Origin of the sequence: Noviherbaspirillum sp., assembly GCF_036846085.1 — a bacterium.
GTDB lineage: Bacteria > Pseudomonadota > Gammaproteobacteria > Burkholderiales > Burkholderiaceae_D > Noviherbaspirillum.
This window is the reverse complement of sequence record NZ_DAIUCO010000304.1, coordinates 1-5,774: the sequence shown is the minus strand read 5'-3', so window position 1 is coordinate 5,774 and position 5,774 is coordinate 1. Positions and strand designations below refer to the sequence as shown.

The following is a 5,774-nucleotide window of genomic DNA, read 5'->3' as shown; positions in this document are numbered from 1 at the left end:
CTCCCGGGCCGCCCGCGGCGGCCCACCCGCTCCCATTCCAGCAGTCCGGTCACCGGCATGACATTTCTCATACCGGCATGAAATCTCATGCCTGCAAATGCGATTGAGCTTGCCAAAACGCCAACCACGGCGCACCCTCGTGGATGGCATTCAATTTCAGCCACGCCTTTTTCCCTACGGAATCTCTGGAGCAAGACATGTCACACACCCTGGCAGAACCACAATTAACGACCGAAGGCGTCGCCTTCACGGTCCGCGTCGACTCGATCAATCGTGATTGTTTCATCTCGAACGAAGCGCTGGCCAAGCTTTCCCGGCAAAGCGCAGGCGAAGCAAGCCCGATCGACACCTTCCGCGCATTCGAAGCCAACATCAACGGCGTAGCCAGGCGCATGGTGGCGGCGAACGTGCCGGGCAATCCCCTCAAGCTTGGTCCGGACAGCTTTCATTGACCGATCGGGCGACATACCTATGGCGTACCTGGATTGACGTTGGTGCCCGTGCAGTCGCCGATGATGCCGTTCCACGGCCGCAGCACATTACCTGACCTGCACTCACATCACCGGCAGCTCCGTCACTTCTTCCGGCAGATTCGACAGGATCATGACCGACACCCGCCGGTTGCGCAGCCTGCCGTCGGCGGTGTCGTTGGACCCCACCGGCCGGGTAGGCCCATGGCCCACCGCCGTCAGCCGCTTTTCCGCCACGCCGCTGTCGATGAACAGCCGCACGACGCTGCTGGCGCGCACCGCCGACAACTCCCAGTTCGACGGGAACTGCGCATTGCTGATCGGCTGGCTGTCGGTATGTCCTTCGACCTGAATCGCATGGTCGTCGGTCTTGAGGACCGCCGCAACGGCGCGCAGTGCGCCGATGGTCTCGCCGGCGAGACGGGCATCGCCGGGGGCGAACAGGACACTGGCATTGATTTCCACGTTCACGCCGCGGATGGTCTGCGTTACCCGCACCTTTCCCTGGTCCACCAGCGGTGACAGTACGGTGAGGATGTCGCGGGCGATGGCGGTCATCTGCTCTTTTTCGCGGCGGAGCGTTTCGGCATTGCGCGTCTTCTGCTGCGCTCCATGGCGGATCCCCGGAACAACCTGGTCTTCGCCGGTAATCACCGGCGCTGGCTGCGCACGCCCGAAGGCGCTGACCAGGGAGCCGGAAAGAATCTTGTACTTCCCTTCGTTCACGCTCGACAGCGCGTACATCACGACGAAAAAGGCGAACAGCAGCGTGATGAAATCGGCGTAGGACACCATCCAGCGCTCGTGGCTGTCCGGCTCTTCCTCGAAACGCTTGCGCGCCCTGCGGCGCCGGTCGGGAATCATCGTTGCCTTAACGGTAGGCGGCCATGCGCTCTTCGATGACGCGCGGGTTTTCACCGGTGGCGATGGCGAAGCAGATATCGACCATCATCTCGCGCCGGCGGACTTCATCGACGATATGGGATTTGAGCTTGTTCGCGATGGGCAGGAACACGAGATTGGCAAATCCGACGCCGTAGATGGTGGCAACGAAGGCGACCGCAATGCCGGCACCAAGCTTCGACGGATCGGAGAGGTTTTCCATGACGTGGATGAGGCCGAGCACTGCGCCGAGGATGCCGATCGTCGGTGCATAACCGCCAGCGGCTTCCCAGACCTTGACCGCCTGCCGCTCCCGCCGCTCATAGGTGGAAATGTCGACGTCCAGGATTTCCCGCGCCTTGTAAGGATCGATGCCGTCGACGATCAGGCGCAACCCCTTGGCGGTGAACGGATCACGCACGCTCTCGAGGAAACGCTCCAGGCCAAGCAGACCCTCCCGCCTGGCGGTGCTGCTCCAGGTGGCGATTTCAACGTTGGACACGGTGCTGGCGCCGTCCGGCGGCGTGACGATCCAGCGCAGCATCATCATGCCGCGCACGAAGGTTGCCGTGCCGCTCTGCAGAAGCACCGCGCCGGCGGTGCCGATCATCACGACCGAAAAGGCGGCCGGCTGCAGCAGCGATGAAATATCGCCGCCCTCGAGCATCTGGCCGAACAGCACACCGGCCAGTGCAAGCGCGATGCCGGCTAGGCTAGCCCAGTCCACGCCTGCTCCCGCAGTTTGGCGCGCAGGCGTGAGATCGCCTGGCTGTGCAACTGGCAGACCCTGGATTCCGACACGCCCATGACGGCGCCGATTTCCTTGAGATTCATTTCCTGCTCGTAGTAGAGACCCATCAGGATTTTTTCCCGGTCAGGCAGGGCAGTGATCGCGTCGATCACGGCTTCGCGAAATCCGCCATTTACCAGAGCCTGCAGCGGATCGGGCGATTCGTCGACGCAGTAGCGGTCGAGGAAGTGATCGTTCCCCTCCCCGTCGTGAAAATCCTCGTAGTACACCAGCTGGTGGCCGCTGCCGTCGGACAGCAGTTCCTGGTACTCCTCCAGCGAGACCTTGAGCTCCTTGGCGATCTCGGTTTCCTTCGGCGTGCGGCCAAGCCGCTGCTGCAGGTTATTGATGGCGACTTCGATCTTGCGCATGTTCTGGCGCAAACTGCGCGGCAGCCAGTCGCTGCTGCGCAGCTCGTCGAGCATCGCCCCGCGGATGCGCTGCACCGCGTAAGTTTCGAACTGCGCGCCGTGGGTTTCTTCATAGCGGTTGACCGCATCCAGCAGGCCGATCATGCCGGCCTGGATGAGGTCGTCAACTTCGACGCTGGGCGGCAGCTTCGCTTTCATCTGGTGTGCGAGCTTCTTGACCAGAGGCGCATGCTGGGTCAATAACGCGTTCTTATCCGCCTTGTCCGTTTTTCCGCTAACGGTATACATAATTCAAATTCTCGGGTTGGCACCGTTCGCCGATATACCATGCAAACCCATGCCTGGCACATCGGAAAGGGCAAATCGTCCGGCGAGCGTGCGGAAGGCAACCGATGCGCCGGCGAGCGGAAACGCGTCGATCACCGCACGTCCGAGACGTGCCGCGCGCTTGACATGATCGTCCGGCGGGACCGATCCCATCGAATACAGCTTGACGGCCAGGTAGCGGTTTGCCGCACGCGCCATGTTGTCGAACACCACCCTTGCTTCGGCGTCGGACGTGCCGGTGACCAGCACACCGCAGGGGCGCCGGCCGAAGCGGGCGTTGATGCGCTTGATGATGGCGTAGGCGTCCTTGATCGATGCCGCGCCGGCGGATACCTGCACCACGATTTCGCTATCGGCCAGCGCGTCGATCGGCAGTCCGCCTTCGGCGTCGAGCTCGGCATCCGCCAGGAGGATGTCGCCGCCCGCTGCCAGCAACTTGAATGCGTTGGACAGGCGCCGTGCCTGGTCGGCATCGCCCGGCACGACGCGCTGCGTGCCGCGCGCCATTGTCGCCACGCCGAAGCCCTGCGGCATGGCCTGCACCGCTTCGTCGAGCGCCCTCTCCTGCCGGGCAACCTGCAGCAATGTCGCGCTTCGCACCGCGTCGAGCCGTGAGGCGATGCCCTGGGAGCCGGTGCTGGCGTCGAACAGCAGGACGTTGCTGCCGGCCTGCGCAAGCGATGCGCCGAGATTCACCAGCATCGCGCCCTTTTCCTCGGCGGACGTCGCCGACAGAAACGTGAAGACTCGCGGCCGCGGGCCGGCCAGCATGCGACGCAATCCCTCCGCCTGATCCACATGAAAATTAGCCAATTCGCACCTCGCGGAGTTCATTGTCGTTCATCGAACGGGCCGTGTTGGCCATCACCATCGGCAGCTCCGAATCCTGGATCAGGAACGGCGCGGTTTCGCGCTTGAGCTTGAAGGCGCGGTCCACCAGGTAATGCTGGTTTGCCACGTGCAGGTCTTCCGGCACCCGCTGGCCGTTGGCAACGTAGTAGAGGCTCAGCTTCTGGCGGATCGCCACATCGAGCAGGCTGCCGATGGTGGCGGCTTCATCCAGCTTGGTCATGATGCAACCGGCCAGGCCGGAACCCTGGTAGGACCGCACCACTTCATTGAGCGTCTCGCCGGACGACGTGGCGGACAGGCACAGCAGCCGTTTGACCTTGGTGCCGGCGCCGGACAGCATCGCGATCTGTTCCGCCACCATCTTGTCCCGCTGCCCCATGCCGACGGTGTCGATCAGCACCGTGTGCTTGTTTTTCATTTCGTCGAGCGCGATGCGCAGGTCGGTTTCGTCCTTCACCGAATGCACCATCACGCCGAGGATCTTGCCGTAGATGCGCAGTTGTTCGTAACCGCCGATACGGTAGCCGTCGGTGGTGATCAAGGCCAGCTTGCCGGCGCCGTGGCGCATCACGCAGCGTGCCGCCAGCTTGGCGGTGGTGGTGGTCTTGCCGACACCGGTCGGCCCTACGAGCGCAAACACGCCACCCTTTCCCATGATCTCCGCTTCGTTATCGACCACTGCGAGGTTGCGGGTGAGGACGGACTTGATCCAGTTCATCGCCCCTTCCGGCTTTTCACCGGCCGGCAGCTTCTCAACCAGGTAGCGGGCCAGGCTGGCGCTGAATCCGGCGGCGAGCATTTCCCGCATCACCAGGCCTTTCGCCGGCTCGCGCTTCTGCTGGCTGCCCCAGGCGATCTCGGTGAGCTGGGCTTCCAGCATGCCGCGCATCGAACGGATTTCACTCATCACCTGTGCCAGTTCCGCCGATGCCGACGCTGTAGCGGCTTCCTGCGGATTCGACTGCTGGCGGGCGGCTGCCAGCGCACCTGCAAGTCCTGCGGCCTGCCCGCTTTCCGGTCGCTGCTTCGGCGTCAGTGCCGCCAGCGTCGACTGGGACAGCGCTTCTTTTTCCACCGCCGGCTCTGCCAGCGACGACATGTCCTCGCCCGCCAGCGCCAGGATCTCGACCATCCCGTTGATCGTGCGGTTCGACAGGATCACCGCGTCGGGGCCAAGAGCTTCGCGTACCTGACGCCATGCGTCACGCGATGTGCTTGCCGAGAATTTCTTTACGTTCATGCTTGCCCTCCAACCAGGCTTGTCACTCTAATAGTTTTCGAATCGGGTAATTCCGCGTGCGACAGCACTTTCAGCTGCGGCAGCGCGCGGCGCAGGAAACGTGACAGCAGCGCGCGCAATGGTCCGGGAACCAGGAGTACCGGCGTCAGGCCCATCTGTTCCTGTTGCCGCGTAGCCTGCTCCGCCTGCATTGCGATCGTATCGGCGAGGCCAGGCTCGATGCCGGCGCCGTCCGGACCGCCGGACTGCATGGACTGCATCAGGAGCCGCTCGAGCCGGTTGTCCAGCGTGATGACGGACAGTTCGTTCATGCCGGGGAACAGCTGCTGGACGATGGCGCGTCCGAGCGCAATGCGTACCAGCGCCGTCAATTCGTTTGCGTCCTGCTGGTAGGAGGCGTGCTCGGCCAGCGTTTCGATGATGGTGCGCATATCGCGGATATGCACGCCTTCGCTGAGGAGGTTCTGCAGCACTTTCTGCAGCGTCGACAGCGGCAGCATCTTAGGCACGAGGTCTTCCACCAGCTTCGGCGATTCCTTCGTGAGGTGGTCGAGCAGCTGCTGCACTTCCTGGCGGCCGAGGAGTTCCGCCGCATGCATCGTGATCAGGTGATTCAGGTGGGTCGCCACGACGGTGCCCGCGTCGACCACGGTATATCCCATGGCTTGCGCCTGATCGCGTGTGGCTGCATCGACCCAGACCGCCGGCAGGCCGAAAGCCGGATCGCTGGTCACCGGGCCTGGCAACGCCCCGGTGACCATGCCCGGGTTGATCGCCAGGAACTGGCCGGGAAATGCCTCGCCGCTGCCGACCTCGACGCCCTTGAGGGCGATCCGGTAGGC

Annotated in this window: 7 protein-coding genes; 1 reads left to right on the top strand and 6 read right to left on the bottom strand. The window is 63.5% G+C overall.

The window, feature by feature from the left end:
- The first annotated feature begins 197 nt into the window (after positions 1 to 197).
- Complete coding sequence (locus V7080_RS23165; RefSeq protein ID WP_334190744.1) at positions 198 to 452, top strand: DUF1488 family protein; 255 nt, start codon at positions 198 to 200, stop codon at positions 450 to 452.
- A 102-nt stretch (positions 453 to 554) separates the two neighbouring features.
- On the opposite strand, the gene motD is transcribed toward V7080_RS23165, so the two are convergent.
- The 6 genes from motD to V7080_RS23135 all read right to left on the bottom strand — a co-directional run.
- Positions 555 to 1,334 (bottom strand): flagellar motor protein MotD, encoded by a 780-nt coding sequence (gene motD / locus V7080_RS23160; protein WP_334190743.1) that lies wholly within the window; start codon positions 1,332 to 1,334, stop codon positions 555 to 557.
- A 7-nt stretch (positions 1,335 to 1,341) separates the two neighbouring features.
- A complete protein-coding gene (locus tag V7080_RS23155; protein ID WP_334190742.1) occupies positions 1,342 to 2,079 on the bottom strand; it encodes a flagellar motor protein in 738 nt (245 codons plus the stop codon).
- Positions 2,061 to 2,801: an RNA polymerase sigma factor FliA gene (locus V7080_RS23150; RefSeq protein ID WP_334190741.1), complete on the bottom strand. Its 741-nt coding sequence runs from the start codon at positions 2,799 to 2,801 to the stop codon at positions 2,061 to 2,063. The genes V7080_RS23155 and V7080_RS23150 overlap by 19 nt, the downstream gene beginning before the upstream one ends.
- Positions 2,802 to 2,804: 3 nt before the next feature.
- The gene (locus tag V7080_RS23145; RefSeq protein ID WP_334190740.1) at positions 2,805 to 3,653 is read right to left on the bottom strand and encodes a MinD/ParA family ATP-binding protein; all 849 of its coding nucleotides are present in this window, start codon (positions 3,651 to 3,653) and stop codon (positions 2,805 to 2,807) included.
- Complete coding sequence (gene flhF, locus V7080_RS23140) at positions 3,646 to 4,932, bottom strand: flagellar biosynthesis protein FlhF (protein ID WP_334190739.1); 1,287 nt, start codon at positions 4,930 to 4,932, stop codon at positions 3,646 to 3,648. The genes V7080_RS23145 and flhF overlap by 8 nt, the downstream gene beginning before the upstream one ends.
- On the bottom strand, positions 4,929 to 5,774 hold an 846-nt coding region (locus V7080_RS23135), incomplete at its 5' end, for an FHIPEP family type III secretion protein (RefSeq protein WP_334190738.1). The genes V7080_RS23135 and flhF, both read right to left, overlap by 4 nt.